Source organism: Streptomyces sp. NBC_00012, assembly GCF_045040875.1.
In the GTDB taxonomy this organism is placed as follows: Bacteria; Actinomycetota; Actinomycetes; order Streptomycetales; family Streptomycetaceae; genus Streptomyces.
This window is the reverse complement of record NZ_CP108311.1, coordinates 1-17,203: the sequence shown is the minus strand read 5'-3', so window position 1 is coordinate 17,203 and position 17,203 is coordinate 1. Positions and strand designations below refer to the sequence as shown.

The window sequence follows — 17,203 nt, the reverse complement described above, 5'->3', positions numbered from 1 at the left end:
ACCGCCGTGACCGGCATCGCGGCGCTCACCGACTTTGCCGATACGGTGTCGTATCACCTGCTGTTCACGTTGCCGCGGGGGGTCACACGGGCGCACCGAGGGGATCAATATGGCGACGATCACGGTGGACGTGGCAGTTCCCGATGCGCTGCGGCCGGTCGTGGATGTGGCAGCGTTGTCAGCGGCCCTCGGTGACGCGGGGCCGGCGTGGCTGGTGCTGTCCGAGGACGGACGGCTGGCGCGGTGGACGCCGACGACCGGCGAGGTGCAGGACGTGGCCCGGTATCGGGAGGAGAGGCTGGCGTCCGAATACGGTGGCGGCGTTGGACTGCGGCTTCATGTGTCTCGATGTGGCCGTTGGGCGGCGGTGGTTCAAGACCGCGGTCGGTACGGCACCGTCGTCGATCTCACCACCGGTTCGCCAGCGTTGAAGTTGGACGGCGGGGATTACTGCTGTGAAACCGTCCCGTTCGCGTTGGCGTTCGCCGAACACGGTGGCCGGCCGGTTGTCGTCCATCGCACTGACTGGAACCGGTTGGATGTCACCGATCTCGCGTCCGGCGAGGTGCTTACGGCGCGGGACAGCCCGGATAGAGATGAGGAAGATGCGGAGTACGACCTCGATTACTTCCACGGCGCGCTGTCGCTGAGTCCTGACGGGACTCGTGTCTACGACGGCGGTTGGGTGTGGCAGCCGTGGGGGATGCCGGCGGTGTGGAGCCTGACCGCCTGGCTGCACGACAACCCGTATGAGTCCGAGGACGGGCCCAGCTATGCGGTGTATCCCGAGGTCTCGGAGTGGAACTGGCCGGTGGTGTGGATCGACGACGGGCGGATCGCGGTGTATGACCGGGATGATGCCGGCAGCGGTACCGTCCACGTTCTCGACCCCACCTCGATCGAACTGCGCTCGCCGGGCGTCCGATGGATCAAGGCGGTCGCGACGTTCCCCTGGCCGGTCGGCGATTTCGGCTTTTTCACCGACGGAGAGCATCTGCTGATCGCCGACGAGGCCGGTCTGCAGGGCGTCGACATCACCAGCGGACAGCAGGTGTTCGCGATCGACGGGTTCCGCCCGGCGCGTCAGGATCGACATACCGGAATGCTGATCCAGGTCGGCAGCGCCAATGCCCGGTTGTGGACGCCGCCGGAGTGGACTGCGCGCGCTGGCTGAGCTGCCATGTCCCGCAGGGTGCCGAGCGGGAGAACATCCGCGAGTCCACACTGGAAGGGCTCGACACCGCCTCTCGCAAGGGCAAGCACGGCGGCCGACCGCCGGTCATCACCGACGACATGCTGCACACCGTGCTGCGGCGCCGCGCGAACGGCGAGTCCGTCGAGCAGATCCAGCCCGATCTGATCATCCCCACCGGCAAGCGCAAGGGGCGCAACCCCTCGGTGGCCAGCATCTACCGGGCACTGGCTGAGCACGCCAAACGCGAGGCGTACCCCGAAGCTGCCGAGAAGGCCCCCGCCGGCGTTGTCACGTTGGCTGACCGGCGTGGGATGATCTTCGTGGTGGTCGTATCGGGGAGGGGACTGCTCGTGTCGTCCGTGTCGCCGTCGTACCGGGGGCACCGGTACCCCGTCGAGATCATCTCCTACTGCGTGTGGTTGTACCACCGGTTCCCGCTGTCGTTCCGGGAGGTCGAGGAACTGATGCTCGAGCGCGGTGTGGTCGTCTCCTACGAAACCGTCCGGCGGTGGTGCCTGAAGTTCGGTCAGGCCTACGCCAACGCGCTGCGTCGCCGGCGTCCCCGTCCCGGCGACAAATGGCACCTGGACGAGGTCTTCATCAAGATCAACGGTGAGCTGAAGTACCTGTGGCGCGCGGTGGACCAGGATGGCAACGTGCTTGACATCCTCGTGCAGAACAGACGCGACAAGGCCGCGGCCAGGCGTTTCTTCCGTAAACTCCTCAAGAAGACCCGCTCGGTGCCACGGGTGGTGGTCACGGACAAGCTCCGCAGTTACGGGGCCGCCCACCGCGAGGCGATGCCTTCCGTCGAGCACCGCTCCCACAAGGGCCTCAACAACCGGGCCGAGAACTCCCACCAGCCAACGAGGCAACGAGAACACGCCATGAAGGGCTTCCGCAGCGTCGGCGGAGCCCAACGGTTCCTGTCCGCGTTCAGCGACATCTCACCCCACTTCCGACCCCGACGCCACCTGATGACCGCCACCAACCACCGTGCCGAAATGACCGTCCGCTTCGCGATCTGGAAGCAGATCACCGGAACCGCCGGCCTGCCCGCCACGGCCTGAGCACGGAGCCGGAACCGACCCCAGCACGCCCCGACGCCCCGCCAAGCGCCAACACCCCCGACAACGTGACAACGCCGGGTGAAGCCCTTCAGCTGACCCACCCCCTCCGAGGGCGGGGAGATATCTGGCCGCCGTTGGGGAACTTCTGCTGGCCGTCAGTGGGGAGAACTACTGGCCGCCTCTGGGGAGCACTACATGGCCGTTGACACTGCAGTCCCTCGGCCTGAGCCCGGGAGCCCAGCTCGTCGATTAGCCGGTCGTCCACCACCCTCGCCGGCTGCGGCTCGACCGTCCCGCTGATCTCGGTCTCGGTCACGTTCTCACTGGTCATCGGTGCATCCTCCATGATCGGGAGTTACACCGAACGATTTACCGTCCCGTGATGGGTGAGGGCCGGACTCTGGAGCAGATGGGTGAGCGGATCTGGTATCGGTGGTCGACAGCCTGGCGATGCGGATCCGTGACGAGTTGGGCGAGCTATTCCCGGACGCGGACTTCGCCGGGTTGTACCCGGCCAGGGGGAAGCCGGCGTGTGTCGGTGGCGGCAACTCCTGAGCCATGACTGGTTGAATCACGGAGATACTTCCGAGTGACATCCTCAAAGAGAACGCGCAAGGTGTAAGAACGGGGGCAACCCGGAGTTACGCGGAGTTGCTTCTGCCAGTCCCGCCACTACGCCAGCCTCACGTCGGAGCCACGGTGGTTATGACCCACCGCTCACGTTGGCACGTGACTGGGATCGCAAGCACAGTGCCGAAAGGAGAAAACCATGAGAGGAAAGATCGCCCTGAGTGCCGCTGCAACAGTGGCGATTATCGGAGGTATGGCTGTGATCGCCGTCGAGCCGGCTTCTGCTGCTCCGAACCCGAAGTGTCGGGTGATAGCGAGTAGCTTGACGGGAGAGAACTTCGCCTCTAATGGGACGTTCAACATCTCGCCTGGGGCGAAGATGGTGCGCTCTTCTTCTGACGGGCGCATCGGACCGACTGCCGTTGCGGGCTCGGGCAACTTCTCCGTAGGTTCTGTGGCCTGCACCGGGGCGGCAGCGACGTCGGCAGCAGGTGGAACAGGTACAGCCGCTGCCATAGCTGCCGGAACGCGTGCAGCACAAGCGGCGAGAAGTAGCGGCGCCTCCCCGCAAGCTGCAAGGACGCAGGGCATAGCAGCGGCACAGACCGAGGCGAGAAGCCTTGGCTTGTCGCAGACGGTGATAAACCAAGTCAGCAATCAGACAACCAACAACGTGAACCAAATCATTGATTCCAACGTCACTGGCCCCGTCAGTTTGGGGATGGGTAACCCGGTGCAGACTGGTGGGAACCCGCAGACCGGTGGGAACCCGCAGACCGGTGGGAACCCGCAGACCGGTGGGAACCCGCAGACCGGTGGGAACCCGCAGACCGGTGGGAACCCGCAGACCGGTGGGAACCCGCAGACCGGTGGGAACCCGCAGACCGGTGGGAACCCGCAGACCGGTGGGAACCCGCAGACCGGTGGGAACCCGCAGACCGGTGGGAACCCGCAGACCGGTGGGAACCCGCAGACCGGTGGGAACCCGCAGACCGGTGGGAACCCGCAGACCGGTGGGAACCCGCAGACCGGTGGGAACCCGCAGACCGGTGGGAACCCGCAGACCGGTGGGAACCCGCAGACCGGTGGGAACCCGCAGACCGGTGGGAACCCGCAGACCGGTGGGAACCCGGTGCAGACTGGACCGATAAAAACGGGGGGGCCGGTTGTGCAGCAGACGCCGCAGCCCTCCCTGTCAGACTCTCGTGAGACATGAGGACAATCGAGTCTTCTGTTGTGAGTAGAGCGAGAACAGGATCTTTCGAGCGTGACGCTGGGGCCTTGACCCCGAATCCTGAACACGGTTTAGGTCGTGTCCGATGGGTCGCGTGACGCTCCTGCTGGGTACTCGTTCCGTGAGGCATGGGGCGGGGAGATCTTTCGGATGAAGAGTGGGCTCGGCTGGAGCCGCACTTGCCGACGAATCGCGGGCGAGGTGGACGCTGGCAATGCCACCGTCGTGTGATCAACGGGATTCTGTTCCGGCAACGGACCGGCCTCCCCTGGCGGGACCTTCCTCCCTGCTTCGGCAGCTGGAAGACGGTTCACGACCGTCATCGAAGGTGGTCGGCAGACGGCACGTGGGAGAGAATCCTGCGGGCCGTCCAGGCCGACGCCGATGCCGAGGGCCGGATCGACTGGAGCATGGTCAGCGTCGATTCCACGACCTGCCGCGCTCATCAGCACGCGGCCGGCGCCACCACTCGTGCCCCGAAGGTCCCGGACCGGCACACGAGTCCGGAGCGTCACCGTCCCGATGAGGCCCTGGGACGCTCGCGAGGCGGGCTCACGAGCAAGATCCACCTTGCTGGGGAAGGTGGGTGTCGCCCGCTTGGGTTTGTCATCACGCCCGGCCAGTGGGGAGACGCACCGCAGATGATTCCCGTCTTGCAAGAGATCCGCGTGCCCCGGCAGGCTGGTGGACGACCGCGCACCCGGCCCGACCATGTCGGGGGAGATAAGGCGTACTCGTCACGCCGTAATCGGCGTCACCTGCGCAGACGTCAGATCAAGCACACGATCCCCGAGCCGAGAGACCAGCGGGCCAACCGCCGGCGCCGCGGCAGCCAAGGAGGCCGGCCCACAGGCTTCGACAAGACGGTCTACCGCCGCCGCAACGAGGTCGAGCGGACCATCAACCGGCTCAAGAACTTCCGAGCCGTCGCCACGCGCTTCGACAAACGGGCGTATGTCTTCCACGGGACGGTCACCGTGGCGGCGATCCGCCTGTGGCTACGCCCGGAGTGAAGCGCCCGTTCAGAGGTCCTCGGCGCCCGGGTAGTGGTGGCGAAGTTCGCTGAGTACGCGCTCGTCGACAGCCCTGACGTCCCAAGATGAGTCGTCGAACTCGCTCTACCAGGGTGAGCGGGTGTCGCGGCGTGCTTCTGGGGTCTGCTCGGGCAGAGCCGTGTTCTGGTCGATGCGCAGCAGCATGCCCGGGTCGGGTTCGAAGTCCTCATTGGGCGGTGCCGGCTGGTGGAAACGCTCGGTGCGCGGAATGGTGACTTCCACCAGCCGGCCCTCCTGGAACATCCATAGCCCGAAGCAGTCGTCGTCCTGGTCGCGAAGCAGAACTTGCACCGTATGGGGATGCGGCCACGGCAACGACTCCAGGTGCCTGAGCAGGCCCTTGCGGGCACGCATTTTCTCGAACTCCAGGGCCCACCCGAACTCGTAGCCCCAGTGCCCCGCTATCGGAACGAAGCGGCCTCGCCACGTGCGTTCCGGGTCGTCCTGGGTCAGCGGTTCCATCACCTCGTCCGCCCAGCGGGCGAGCACGATGACCTCGGCGTCTCTACTCATGCCGGAGTATGACCGCATCCGCCTGATCCACCGCAACCAAATTCCTCAGCCGGCCAACGCAGGCAAGGGGCCGATTGGCGACGAGCTCTCAGCCTCAGCGAGCCCGACGACGGCGTCTTCGGAGAAGCTCATCTGCGCCTATGTCACGGCCCTGGTCAGTTCGCACGACCCACCGGACAGCCCCTAAGCGCAATACCGGTGACTTTGGTAATGCTGGCTCGTTGAGTTGGTGTGCCAAGGCCCGGACAGTTGAAGGTAGTTGAGGGCGATCGGTTTTCGGATCGCATCGCCCTTGGAGTGCTCACGCGTGCGTTTCCGCCGGAGTTGGTGGATGAGGTGGTGGCGGAGTGCGGACGCACCGAGGAACGTCAGCGTCTGCTTCCCGCTCGGGTGGTGATGTATTTCGTGCTGGCGATGTGCCTGTTCTCGGGGCAGGGGTATGAGGAGGTCGGACGGCTCCTCACCCAGGGCCTGGAACGCGAACGCCGCTGGTCGAAGACGTGGCGGGTGCCCACCAGCGGGGCGATCGGACGGGCCCGGTTGCGGCTGGGGGCGGAACCGATGAAGACGTTGTTCGCCAGAGTCTGTCGGCCCGTGGCGCTCCCGGCGACGACGGGAGCGTGGTTTCGGGGTCTGCGGTTGGTGTCGGTGGACGGGACGACCTTCGACCTTCCCGATACGCAGGCCAACGCCGCCTTCTTCGGACGGCCGGGAACGGGGCGTGGCCAGGGCAGGAGCGCGTATCCGCAGGCCAGGGCCGTGGCCCTGGTCGAGTGCGGTACCCACGCCGTGTTCGCCGCCGACGTCGCGCCACTGGCGGTGCATGAGACGGCCCTGGCCCGCCGTCTGTTCCCCTCGCTGACCAGAGGAATGCTGCTCCTGGCGGATCGGGGCTTCCTCGGCTTCGATCTGTGGCGGGCCGCCGCGTCGACCGGCGCGGACCTGTTGTGGCGGGTCCGGAGCAACGCGGTCCTGCCCGTGGTGGCCGCGCTGCCCGATGGCTCGTATCTGTCGGAGATCGTTGCCGCCCGGGACAAGAACCGGCGGGCCGACCCGGCACAGGTTCGCGTCATCGAATACGCCTTGGGCCCAGGTGGGGAGGGCGCCGTTTACCGGCTGGTCACCACGCTCCTGGACCCGGCCACCGCACCGGCCGTGGAGCTCGCCGCGCTCTACGCCGAGCGCTGGGAGATCGAGACCACCCTCGACGAGATCAAGATCCACCTGGGCGGACCCGGATTCGTCCTGCGCTCCCAGTATCCGGTCGGGGCCGAGCAGGAGATCTTCGGGTTCCTCCTGGTGCACCACGCCCTGCGCGACCTCATGCACCAGGCCGCCCGGCAGGAGAGGAGGATCCGGACCGGATGTCCTTCACCCGCACCTTGCGCGTCGTCCGCCGGCAGACCACCAGCCAGGCGGGATTTTCCCCCTCCCGGCTCACCCGGGCACTGAAGCAGACCCTGCGTGAAATCACCGAACGCCTCCTGGAACCACGGCGGTTACGGTCCAACCCGCGTGTGATCAAACGCAAAATGTCCAACTGGGCACTCAAACGCACCGAACACAACAACCCACCTCGCCCGGCCACCCCCGCCGTCACCCTCGTCGAACCCACCAAAACATCCCCAAACCCACGAATTAAGCACTAAAGCACCGGTATTGCGTCTAGGGGTTAGGGGAGGGACACCCGGTGCTGTTCCTCTCCTCCTGCAGACCGCGTGGCTCGCGCTGAACTGGATGCTCGGTCTCGGACTGGACGCACGGGCAGCGCAAGACCACCCGGATTCCGGACGCGCGGCCCTGGAACGGGCTCGTGGACCACCGGGATCGGCGGCCTGAGAGCGGCAGACCCCTCTCATCAGAGCCTGCAAAAACTGTTTCAAAAACCAGGGTGGTTCAACCACCTTGAGCACGCGTACTCACGCCCCCGCCGCGCCTGCGAAGGGACACTGGGACCATGACCCGTCGTACCAGCACGGCCGCAGTCGCGGTGCTCTTCGTCCTCGCTCTGACGAGCTGCGGGAAGGGCGTGGACGATCTCTTCTCGAATCTCAGCGGCACCACGTCGTCCGACACCTCCGAACACGAAACCCCGAGCAGCGACACGGCCGGCCCGGATGCGCCGCCCTTCTACGGCGACAACAGCCGGGCCCGACGCCCGGACCGTCCGGCCCCGGCGGACGAGAAGCAAGCCCGGGAGAAAGTCAAGGACATCACGCAGGCCCTTGAGGACCTGCGACGTCAGCATCGGACCCGGCCCGCCCAGGTGCGCGAGGCCCTTGCACCACTGGCCGCTCCTGCCCACCTAGAGGTGACGGAGCGGCCCACCTCAGGAGACGAAAGCCCTGCTCAGGGCAGCATGTACGGAATCTGGATCGGCAGAACCGCCTGCCTCACCGGTGCCGTCAGCGCAGAGCGCGTCTGGTCGGACGTCAACGGCCACTTCCCGGAGACAGGCTGCCTACCCCCGGCGCGGGCCCATTGAGGCGCTCAAGCCCACGGTCGTGTCCCGCCATGTGGTGTAGCAGCGATTGTGAGTACCTGTGTCTGAACCTCGGCCGAATGTTTGCCCAGGTCAGGATTCGAACGGGGCGGGCTTGGGCTGCTCCGGCGGCGACATCAGCGGTTCCGCTGACGGCCTTCCGGTGGTGATGGCCCTGTTCTCCCGAAGCTACGGCGAAGTGACAAGTAGCAGGCGGGGGGGCGTTGTCACGTTGTCGGGGGTGTTGGCGCTTGGCGGGGCGTCGGGGCGTGCTGGGGTCGGTTCCGGCTCCGTGCTCAGGCCGTGGCGGGCAGGCCGGCGGTTCCGGTGATCTGCTTCCAGATCGCGAAGCGGACGGTCATTTCGGCACGGTGGTTGGTGGCGGTCATCAGGTGGCGTCGGGGTCGGAAGTGGGGTGAGATGTCGCTGAACGCGGACAGGAACCGTTGGGCTCCGCCGACGCTGCGGAAGCCCTTCATGGCGTGTTCTCGTTGCCTCGTTGGCTGGTGGGAGTTCTCGGCCCGGTTGTTGAGGCCCTTGTGGGAGCGGTGCTCGACGGAAGGCATCGCCTCGCGGTGGGCGGCCCCGTAACTGCGGAGCTTGTCCGTGACCACCACCCGTGGCACCGAGCGGGTCTTCTTGAGGAGTTTACGGAAGAAACGCCTGGCCGCGGCCTTGTCGCGTCTGTTCTGCACGAGGATGTCAAGCACGTTGCCATCCTGGTCCACCGCGCGCCACAGGTACTTCAGCTCACCGTTGATCTTGATGAAGACCTCGTCCAGGTGCCATTTGTCGCCGGGACGGGGACGCCGGCGACGCAGCGCGTTGGCGTAGGCCTGACCGAACTTCAGGCACCACCGCCGGACGGTTTCGTAGGAGACGACCACGCCGCGCTCGAGCATCAGTTCCTCGACCTCCCGGAACGACAGCGGGAACCGGTGGTACAACCACACGCAGTAGGAGATGATCTCGACGGGGTACCGGTGCCCCCGGTACGACGGCGACACGGACGACACGAGCAGTCCCCTCCCCGATACGACCACCACGAAGATCATCCCACGCCGGTCAGCCAACGTGACAACGCCCGACCACCCGTTACGGGGCGGCCTCGAACTTCACGACGGTGTCCGTGCAGCTCTTGGCCAGCCTCTCCAGCGCCGCCCGCTCCTTGTCGTCCGCGGTGAGCTTCCACCGCAGCTTCGTCGCGACCCAGTCGGCGCCGTACGTGCACTGCGCGGATGCGGCCGGCGGCAGCCACTCACTCGGGTCCCGGTCGGCCTTGGACCGGTTGGTCTTCGCGGTCACGGCGACCAGCGACCTGTCAGCACCGAGGTCGTTGGCGTACTGCTCACGCCGCTCGGCCGTCCACTTCGAGGCACCTGAGTCCCAGGCCTCGGCCAACGGCACGACGTGGTCGATGTCCAGCTTGGTGGCCGCGGTCACGGTGACCTCGTCGTAGTAGCTCAGCCACTCGCCCCCACTCAGCACGCACCGTGCCCCCTGGTCCGGGGCCTTCACCGCTTCGGCGATCAGGACCTCCTTCCTGGTGTCACAGCCGTCCTTGTCCGCATCGACCCACAGGCGGAAGGAATCGCGCTCGTACCCGGTGCGGTCCTCAGTACCAGCAGGGATCTTGGCGATGCCCTCGGCCAGGGACAGATCGCTGCCGCCCGCAGGTGCGCCGGGCGCTGCGGATGCCTTGCCCGGCTGGGAGGCGGGCGCCGACGGTTTCGAGTCGGAGTCGGTCTTCGCCGCGCTGGGATTGCACCCCGCGAGGGACGCGATGAGCAGAGCGGTGGCGATCGGGGCGAGGCGGCGTGCTGTCACAACGGTTCTCCGGCAGGTCAGGGGCTGATGCACCCTCATGATCGCAGGACCGGACCGGTTGGTGACAGACGGTCAAATGTGCAGGTGGTAAGCCTTAACACGCTGGTGACCACGCGCTCGGCTTCTGGCGGTTGCTGCACAGAACAGGGGCCGGACCCACTGAGGTCCGGCCCCTGACCTGTCTGTGCGGGCGTGAGCCAACACGCACGCACGATTCCCTGTTCAGCAGTGGTTGGAGCCAGTAGCAGTCAGGGCCGCGACCGCAGAGCGGCGCTGGCGGGATCGTCGCAGTACGGGACCGGTAGCGGCAAGCGAAGTGTGCCAAGAATGAATGAATATCCGATCGAGCCCACCGGAAGGCTCGGCTCCGCATACAGGGCGCGCCGTATTACCTGGTCGACCGATCCGACTTGTTACGCAGCCGTACACCCATGGCCAATGAAGATGCGGCACTTGCCAAGTCAGGCCCTCCCTAGCGCACGTGACAGATACGAATTAAGTATCAGAAGGTGGCGTTCGCGCTCTTCGATCACTGGCACGATTCTGTCCACCGCAGCACGGCGGAGCCAACCGCCTGCGGTACCTGGTTGGAGCCAGTCCCCAGAGTTCGTACACGCCGCATCGGCGTGAGTCAGAAAGGGCCTCCCATGTCCTCCTCTCGATCCGCAGCAGCGTGTGCGCCCGGCACCCGCCCCCGTCTTGGCTTAGGAGAAAGCACCGCCATTGCCACGATGGAGACGCTCGCGACTACCCACGGCACTTCGCCGGGAGAGGTGCCGGCCACGCTCGGCAGCCCCGGGCTGCTCGGCGCACTCGTGATCCGCCACACCCGGAAGGGCCTGCTCACCGCGGCGATCCGTCGGGCAGGACGCGTCCTGTTCCCGGCCCAGGCGTAACGCCATGCCAGCTCGACGAGGACGTCCGATGGCACCGATTGACGATCCCCACAACGGCGTCGGCCGACTTGCCCGCGAGCTGCGCGAAGGCCGTTCCCGGCGCGGCCTGACGCGCCGGGAACTCGCCAGAAGGATCAACCGCTCAGTCACGACGATTCAGCGCGCCGAAGCGGGCGAGGTGAGGCCCACGCTGCTGGTGACCCAAGAGATAGCGGGAGCGTGCGGCGTAGGCATCGACGAGATCGAGATCCTGTGGAAGAAGGCATCCCGACTGGGCAGGGGCCACCGCATGACCGATGCGCCCCGCCTGAACCTCGTACGTACCTCGGCCGACCTCGCGGCAGCGCTGAGACGGGTCTGGGAAGAGAACGGCGAGCCTTCGTCCAGGCAAATGGAAGAGAGAGCAGAAGCCCGATCCAAGGAGTTCGCACCGCTCTCGCGGATGTCCGCCTGGCGCATTCGGGAGCGAAAGCAACCGGTCACCTCAGTTCGCCAGATGCACGCCTACCTGATCGCCTGCGAGGTACCGGAGTACTCCTTCCCTGGCTGGGTCAAAGCGTGGCAGCGGGCCAAGCATGCCGACCGACGGGCCCCTAAGCCCGCTCCGGCACCAGCCCCTCGGCATCCGCGCCGCGGAGTGACACCACCAGAGGCCGTCACCTTCATGCTTCAAGCAGGACTCAAGCCACTCGATCCCTTTCCCGGACAGATGGCACCGTGGACAGCCGTCTGTACAACCTGCAGCTCAGTCAGCCGTGTTCGATACTCCAAGGTGAAGGTAGGCGTCGGCTGCCGCATCTGCTCCCGCGAGGCAGCCTGATACCCCACAACAACCCAGCCACCCCCGGATCCCCGACCACTCCTGGACCAGAGAGGAGGGGACGCGCGGTGCATGGCGCTGACAGACGCGGGAGAGGCCCGAATCCCACTCCATGGGTTGCCGGAGGTGAGCAGGCGTCCCCCCACCCCCGGCAACGGCGCTTTGGCCCGTGGACTCGTACCGACGAGTCTTGCCTTCCGTGCTGGAGCGCGGCCGGCGGGTGCTTGCGTGATTAAGCATGCCGGGGCGCACTGTGCTGCACCCACCCCGTGGCGGCCTCGATGCCCTGTCACCGACCCCTGGCCGGGGGCCGGAACGGAAGTTGTGAGAATTGGATCCGCCGGCCATCGACGCAGTGGCGAGCTCAGACGTGAATATCCATGCGAAACCGCATGGTGCTAATTAGAAACGCAGGACAGGTATCTGACCCTCACATAAAAAAGGTCTTGTTTTTCAGGTGTCAGTATCTGGGAACCAACCCGTACGCGTTCCTGCCGAGCGCGTACTGCGCCACCTGAAACGAGGACAACCAATGGATACCAGCGTTCCGCCGACCCCTGCCCCGGCGACCCCGGAAGCCCCCGCGGCCCCGGCGGCCCCGGCCACGCCGGTTCCGTTCGGGTGGGTGCCGGCGGCATTAGCCGCGATCGGCGTTGTAGTGGCCCTACTTGCGTGTGGGTTCGGAGCGTTCCTCGCCTACGCCTACCCAGCACTGCGGGAACCGCTGGGCGTCGCTGTGGGCATCGCGGGGGTGCTGGGCATGCTGACGGCGCTGATCGTCTCCATATGGCGCCGGTGACCTGGGTGCGGCCTTCCCGGCCTCGGGGACCGGGAAGGCCGCCGTACGATGATCGGCGTGACCGTCCGCCGCGCCCTTGGCGCAGGCCCCCAGGCTCCCGCGCCCAGCATCCGCGCCGCCCAGGCCGACCTCCTCGACACTCTCCCCGGAGAGCGCCTGTCCGACCTCGACGAACTGCGAGCCCGAGGCGTACTCGGCACCCGCCCGGCCGCGCCCCCGTCCCCGCGGCGGACCCTCGGGGCCGGCGGCCACGCCGACGAGGAGTAGCCCCACCATCCGGCCTGATGAATCGGCTGGGATCGACATCCCCTCTGCGCACCCCCTGCCGCCCGACTACCGAAATGGAGAGAGTGGGGGCGGGGCGGGCGGGAGCGCCTCGGGGACCGGCGGCCGGCCACTCCCACTCGCGCGACGGCGGGGCCGCGCGCGACGGCGGCTCGGTGCTTACTCGCGGCAGTGGCATCCCACGCACACCCGGCAGCAGCGGCAGGAAGGGCACTGCTGCTGCGTCAGATCGCCGCACGGCTGGTACTGGTCGTCGGCCGGCCCCGGGCAGTAGCACTCGCAGCAGGAGCCGCATGCGCCGTGGACCCGGTCGACGCGGCGGCCGTTGAGCACGGTCGTGCCCCGGTCCCCGCAGTCCCGGCACCGGCGGGGCACGACCGGCGCGGGCTCCGGCAGCGCTTCCATCTCCCGTGCCCACTCCCGCAGCGCCTGGAGGCCGGCGGTGGTGATCCCGGCGGCCGGGTCGACGGCGTGCGCGAGGACCGGGCCGACTGTCGAGAGGTAGGCGGTGGTCCGGCGGATCTCCTCCCGGTGATGGTCCCGGGCACGCACCCATGCCACCGGGCGGTCGTGGGTGCGCGCCCAGGAGACGATCTCCTCAGCCCGCCAGTGCAGGCCGGCCGCCGCGTCGGGGGACCGGCCGGGGTCGTCGACCCGCATGTAGTGGATGGTCGCGGTGTGCCGCATCGGCACCAGCGGCGGCACCGTCTCCCACCCGAGGGCGGGCAGCAGCGGCTCCAGCTCGGCAGGGGTGTACGAGGAGACCAGGACCAGGTCCGCCGGAAGATCCGCGAGGGCCCGGCCGACCTCGGCGTTCAGGGCGAGCCGTAGACCGCGCGGGCGGGGGTAGACCATCGCGGCCCACTCCTGCCAGGCAGCCGACGTCACATCGTGCAGGCTGTGCCCGGCGGGAAGCGGCCCGTCGTACGGGGAGAGCACACCATCGATCTCGATCGCAATGTATGGACGTATACCCGGAGAATACGAAATAAAAAGGCGCACCACGGCCAAATACCCTTATTACCTTGCGAGTTGGGCGATGACATACGACCGGAGGCCCGGATCCCCATCGGATCCGGGCCTCTCCGGCGTTCTGTGCTCCGGCCGTCTACCAGCGCATCCCGAGCTGATCGAGGTCCGCACGGCGCTGCTCGGGGAGCTTGGCGGAGCGTTTGCGGACGTTGTCGAGCCACGTGCCGAGCTTGACCACCACGGGCCCGGCAGCACCGTTCTGACGGCCTGCCGGGGCCGTGCCCGCATTCAGCTCCTCGACATGCCTCCGAGGCACCCGCAGATGCCCCTCACGGGCGAAGAACGCCCGTGCCGCCGCGAGGTTGACCGCCCACTTCCCATCCTGCGTCTGCTTCACCGGCCGCTCCTCCTCCTCGACCGGTGTGACCTTGAGAGTGTTCTCCAGGATCCACCGCTGCACGGGCAGGAGCTGCTCCCACCCGAACCGCTGCGCCGTGACCCAGCGTCCGAGGTCCTCGCCCTGGACGACGACGTCGCCCGCAGCCTCCGGGAGGGTTCCGCCGGCCTGGACGTGGATCTGAACGAGCCGGAAGCAGCGCTGCCACCCGGTGTCCCAGACCGGGCACCACCCCGGATCGACCGCATCCAACTCATCCCGCCGCGCCTCGGGCATCGCCCCGGCCGCCGAAGGGACAGGGAGGCCGGCCGCGCGCAGCTCCTCGTTCTCCCGCGCCCTGCGGGCCGCCGCTCTCGCGTTCTTCGCCCACACCCCGATCGGATGCCCGTCCCACACCGCGGTGGCCGGCGGGAGGAAGTGGCCGTGCACCGCGGCGTATTCCTTGGCGACGGCGATCCCGTCCGCCCAGGCCGCGTCCTGCTCGGACCAGACCATCCCGAGCTTCTCCAGCTCGACCACCCGCCCGGCCCCCAGCGTCCCGGCCGTGTAGGAACGGCGCTGCTCGGGGATCCACTGCCCGAGCGGATACCCGCCCACCCTGCCCCAGTCCTCCGGCGTGACGACCGTGTACGGCACCCGCAGCACGGCGTTCCCGGTCTCGCGCAGCCACCGCCCGGCCGCCTCGATCCCACGCCGCCAGTACGCCCCTTCCGGATCGATGACCCGCAGCCGCACGAACTGGGCCAGCACCGCCGGATCGCGGTCCTCACTGAACCGCAGCACCCCGGCCGCCGCCCTGCTCAGCGCCACCGGAACGGACTGCCGCTGTCGCTGGGTATATCCGGCGCGAACATGCACGACAGCCTCGGCCTCCAGCCGCTCGTGCGCGGCATCCCGCCCATCCGATCCCGCCGAGATCCACGCCGCCGAAGGCCCGAAAGGCTCCACGCGGACAAGGGCTACGACTACGACCACCTGCGCCGATGGCTCGGCACCCGCGGTATCCGACACCGCATTGCCCGCAAGGGCATCGAGTCCTCACAGCGACTCGGACGCCACCGCTGGCTGGTCGAGCGGACCGTGTCCTGGATGGCTGGCTGCCGACGTCTGCACCGCCGCTACGAACACAAGGCCGAACACTTCCTCGCTTCCAACGCGCGGTCACCCCCGCCAGATTGGAAAGGGCTCAGTGGTGTCCACACCGCCGGGGTCACCTCACGTCAGAGACGTGACCTACGGCGAGGACGCCTCACGCGTGCGCACCGGCACCGCGCCGCGCGCCATGGCCACGATGCGGAATCTGGCCATCGGCCTCATGCGCCAAGCCGGCTGGACCAACATCGCCGCCGCAACCGACCACTACCGGTCACGCCCCGAGCACGCAACCGCCCTCTCGATCTCACCGCCTGAGAGCGCATTCGCCCTGAACTCCAGGGTGTTAAATGTGAACCATTTGCCAGATTCGTTCCATTGGCGAAGTGGCTGAATATTGGGATGGGTTTCGATGCCATTCGGTAAGCACTTGAGGGGTACTTGAGGTTCAGTCCCATCTCTATTTCACCGGAACCCTCACTGGCCCTCCCGCTGACGCCCGTTTGCGTGAAATCAGAGACGTGATCAGGGCTGTGTGGTAAAGTCGGTTTCGACCAAGATCGATGTTCGTGAAATGATTCGATTTTCGAATCGAAACGGGGAGGAAATCGTGAAGCGTGGCCTGAAGAGCATAGGTGTAGGGGCAGCCGTCGTTGCTTCCATCCTACTTTCTTCTACTTCGGCGCAGGCGGCTACGACGGGTAAGGGGAAGTCGTACTACGGCTGCACCAACACGGTGAAGATGTGGCGCTCCGGGGGTACCATCTATGCAAACGCGAAGCAGGTTTGCGCGCATAAAATGAAAACCCAGAGGCCGTCCATTGCGCTTTCGGGTAACAATGGAAAGACTTTCGTCAGCAAGATAGCTGGATGCAAAAAAACCAAGACGTGTTCGACCCCTACGGTCAAGCTCAAGGCGACGAAGAAATGGACCTACCGGGCTTCGAACTCCGGGACCGGTTCGTTCGCTTCGCAGGGCACGGGTGACTTTTGGTGGCCTGTAAACACGGTGGCTCACGCCACGTACAAGTACAAGTAGCCTGGGAAATGCTCCGAGGGATTCCGTCGGCCTGGTGATCTGGGTGGGATTCCGTGTGCGTCTCGCGGCAGAGAGCACGGGTACGGAGCAGGGGCTGTACAGGTCGGCTGGCGTCCCGGGCCCACCCTTTACGTGGGCCTGGGACACAGAGGTGCGGGTCCTGAGTGGGAGTGGGGCTTAGAGGCAAATACCGTTCAGTTAGTGGCTTACCGGCCGTACGTGGGGCCCTCGCACTACCGTCGGCAGAGCGAGGCGAGAACGCCCTCCGGAGGCAAGCCTTCCTGCCGGCCCGGGCTGCGGCGGTTCCTGCGGCCTCCTGGGCCTCGTTGTCGTCCCGCGAGCAGTGCTGGCCGTGGTCCGGTCTGGGATCTCCTGCATCATCCCTTCTCGGTCGTCGCGCATCGAAAGTCCCCTGCAAGGAGGGGACTTTCGTGTTTATCGGGCGAGACCAATAGGGGATCGGTGCTGATTCCAGAAAAGAGCAGGGTTTGGTTTTGACGCACTTTCGGATTCGGAATAAAAGGGTTCACAGATTCCGAATCCAGTTTCTTTTCGGCGCTCAAGGGATGCCTTTTCTGATGGTGGGTGAGTTCGGGGGAGTGGGTTTTTGAGGAGGCGTGAGGCGGCTCAGGTGGTGCGTTCTGATTCCCAATCTCATCTGGGGTCAGGTTTTGACGCACTGTCTGGTTGGGCATGGGGGAGAGTTCCGGGTGTCCCGCCCGGTCCTTACGTTCCGCCACATATCGTTCCGGCCGAGGTCCCCATCCACCTAGCCAGCCGCCCGCGTAGCGGGCTCTGAGCAGCCACGGAGTGGATGCTCGCGTGGTCGGTGCGGAGCTCCGACCACGACCAAGGGTCACGGAGTGACCCGGCATCCCGGGCCGCAGGCCCGGGATGCCGCGCGGAGCGCGGTGCCTTCCTTTCCGCCGCGTAGTGGCGGCGCGTCGTGTCTGCGGG

The 17,203-nt window shown here is 66.8% G+C and carries 15 protein-coding genes and 2 pseudogenes; 11 read left to right on the top strand and 6 right to left on the bottom strand.

Translation table 11 applies throughout. The annotated features are described in order from the left end of the window. Positions 1-109 precede the first annotated feature (109 nt). The 3 genes from OHA19_RS44440 (at position 110) to OHA19_RS44430 (ending at position 5,082) form a co-directional block, all read left to right on the top strand. Entirely contained in the window at positions 110-1,174 is a 1,065-nt protein-coding gene (locus OHA19_RS44440) for a hypothetical protein (RefSeq protein ID WP_331734764.1), read from the top strand. Between the two features lie 332 nt (positions 1,175-1,506). Then, positions 1,507-2,265, top strand: coding sequence for an IS6 family transposase (locus OHA19_RS44435; RefSeq protein ID WP_331734361.1), 759 nt, complete (start codon positions 1,507-1,509; stop codon positions 2,263-2,265). A gap of 1,932 nt (positions 2,266-4,197) precedes the next feature. After that, positions 4,198-5,082, top strand: coding sequence for an IS5 family transposase (locus OHA19_RS44430; RefSeq protein WP_331734343.1), 885 nt, complete (start codon positions 4,198-4,200; stop codon positions 5,080-5,082). A gap of 105 nt (positions 5,083-5,187) precedes the next feature. Here the strand turns inward: OHA19_RS44430 and OHA19_RS44425 are convergent, their stop codons facing one another. Beyond that, positions 5,188-5,637 (bottom strand): hypothetical protein, encoded by a 450-nt coding sequence (locus tag OHA19_RS44425; protein ID WP_331734341.1) that lies wholly within the window; start codon positions 5,635-5,637, stop codon positions 5,188-5,190. Positions 5,638-5,868: 231 nt separating this feature from the next. On the opposite strand from OHA19_RS44425, the pseudogene OHA19_RS44420 reads away from it, so the two are divergent. Further along, positions 5,869-7,067: pseudogene (locus OHA19_RS44420) on the top strand (IS4 family transposase); the annotation flags it as partial. Positions 7,068-7,594: 527 nt separating this feature from the next. Next, entirely contained in the window at positions 7,595-8,122 is a 528-nt protein-coding gene (locus OHA19_RS44415; protein ID WP_331734759.1) for a hypothetical protein, read from the top strand. Between the two features lie 293 nt (positions 8,123-8,415). On the opposite strand, the gene OHA19_RS44410 is transcribed toward OHA19_RS44415, so the two are convergent. Then, a complete protein-coding gene (locus OHA19_RS44410; RefSeq protein ID WP_331734361.1) occupies positions 8,416-9,174 on the bottom strand; it encodes an IS6 family transposase in 759 nt (252 codons plus the stop codon). 40 nt (positions 9,175-9,214) lie between these two features. Next, a complete protein-coding gene (locus tag OHA19_RS44405) occupies positions 9,215-9,946 on the bottom strand; it encodes an HNH endonuclease family protein (RefSeq protein ID WP_331734756.1) in 732 nt (243 codons plus the stop codon). 731 nt (positions 9,947-10,677) lie between these two features. On the opposite strand from OHA19_RS44405, the gene OHA19_RS44400 reads away from it, so the two are divergent. From OHA19_RS44400 to OHA19_RS44385, 4 genes are all read left to right on the top strand, one after another. Continuing rightward, the gene (locus tag OHA19_RS44400) at positions 10,678-10,842 is read left to right on the top strand and encodes a hypothetical protein (protein WP_331734357.1); all 165 of its coding nucleotides are present in this window, start codon (positions 10,678-10,680) and stop codon (positions 10,840-10,842) included. 28 nt (positions 10,843-10,870) lie between these two features. Continuing rightward, complete coding sequence (locus tag OHA19_RS44395) at positions 10,871-11,662, top strand: helix-turn-helix transcriptional regulator (protein ID WP_331734354.1); 792 nt, start codon at positions 10,871-10,873, stop codon at positions 11,660-11,662. A gap of 625 nt (positions 11,663-12,287) precedes the next feature. Next, the gene (locus OHA19_RS44390) at positions 12,288-12,461 is read left to right on the top strand and encodes a hypothetical protein (protein ID WP_331734753.1); all 174 of its coding nucleotides are present in this window, start codon (positions 12,288-12,290) and stop codon (positions 12,459-12,461) included. Positions 12,462-12,518: 57 nt separating this feature from the next. Beyond that, positions 12,519-12,728 (top strand): hypothetical protein, encoded by a 210-nt coding sequence (locus OHA19_RS44385; protein ID WP_405722977.1) that lies wholly within the window; start codon positions 12,519-12,521, stop codon positions 12,726-12,728. Between the two features lie 177 nt (positions 12,729-12,905). Here OHA19_RS44385 and OHA19_RS44380 read toward each other — a convergent pair whose 3' ends face one another. Together OHA19_RS44380 and OHA19_RS44375 are read right to left on the bottom strand one after the other, a co-directional pair. Then, positions 12,906-13,634 (bottom strand): hypothetical protein, encoded by a 729-nt coding sequence (locus tag OHA19_RS44380; RefSeq protein ID WP_405722975.1) that lies wholly within the window; start codon positions 13,632-13,634, stop codon positions 12,906-12,908. A 220-nt stretch (positions 13,635-13,854) separates the two neighbouring features. After that, positions 13,855-14,850: a helicase associated domain-containing protein gene (locus OHA19_RS44375; protein WP_331734682.1), complete on the bottom strand. Its 996-nt coding sequence runs from the start codon at positions 14,848-14,850 to the stop codon at positions 13,855-13,857. A gap of 75 nt (positions 14,851-14,925) precedes the next feature. Between OHA19_RS44375 and OHA19_RS44370 the strand changes: the two are divergent. Together OHA19_RS44370 and OHA19_RS44365 are read left to right on the top strand one after the other, a co-directional pair. After that, positions 14,926-15,264 (top strand): annotated as a pseudogene (locus OHA19_RS44370) (transposase); the annotation flags it as partial. A gap of 79 nt (positions 15,265-15,343) precedes the next feature. Continuing rightward, positions 15,344-15,601 carry a hypothetical protein gene (locus tag OHA19_RS44365; RefSeq protein ID WP_405721060.1) on the top strand — a complete coding sequence of 86 codons (258 nt, stop codon included), beginning with the start codon at positions 15,344-15,346 and terminating at the stop codon, positions 15,599-15,601. A gap of 1,022 nt (positions 15,602-16,623) precedes the next feature. Here the strand turns inward: OHA19_RS44365 and OHA19_RS44360 are convergent. After that, a complete protein-coding gene (locus tag OHA19_RS44360; RefSeq protein ID WP_331734744.1) occupies positions 16,624-16,941 on the bottom strand; it encodes a hypothetical protein in 318 nt (105 codons plus the stop codon). Positions 16,942-17,203 lie beyond the last annotated feature (262 nt).